The organism is bacterium (genome assembly GCA_024224155.1).
Taxonomy (GTDB): domain Bacteria; phylum Acidobacteriota; class Thermoanaerobaculia; order Multivoradales; family JAHEKO01; genus CALZIK01.
Genome location: JAAENP010000352.1, coordinates 1 through 554, shown reverse-complemented (window position 1 = coordinate 554; position 554 = coordinate 1). Strand labels below are relative to the sequence as shown.

At 63.5% G+C, this 554-nt stretch carries 1 protein-coding gene; it reads left to right on the top strand.

The genetic code is table 11. From position 1 onward, the window contains the following. Positions 1-155 (top strand): hypothetical protein (locus GY769_17715; protein ID MCP4203759.1); only part of this gene is annotated, 155 nt, incomplete at its 5' end. Positions 156-554 lie beyond the last annotated feature (399 nt).

Sequence of the window (554 nt, the reverse complement as noted above, 5' to 3'; positions counted from 1 at the left end):
GCGACGACGCCCAGGCGCTTCAGCGTCGCCAGCATGGTGGAGCCCTTCATCGGGCCGCCGTTGTCGGCGTGCAGCACGATGCCGTCGGGATCCAGATCGTGGCGCTGGCAGGTCTGCTCGAAGAGCTCCGCGGTATCTATTTAGCGGGTACTTGAGTCCTGTAGAGAAGATCCGTGAGACGGTTTCGCGCTTCTGTCGCTAAGGCGCTATGCCTGCTCCCGCTTGCGCGAGATCGGGGGCATGGTCCGCGGCTGGCGGCGGAGGGTGGAAGCATAGCTGTTCGAAGTGTGCGTCGTCGTTTCTGGGATTCGGTTGCTCAAGGTATGTACGATGCCGGGGGCTCGTCGCTGGCCGCGTGTTTCTCTGGAAACGGTCGGGGTAGGGATGGCAGGGAGGCAACAGGCACATAGACTGATGCCTCCCTTGCGTGGAGGTTAGCAGCCGTTGCTCAGAGTACGGGTCGTGTGGGCGCAGCGTCAGGTAGCGGCAGAGGGGGAGACCGGGCTGGATTGGCAGGAAGGTCCTCAGGCAGGAGGTCTTTGGCGACGGTCGGT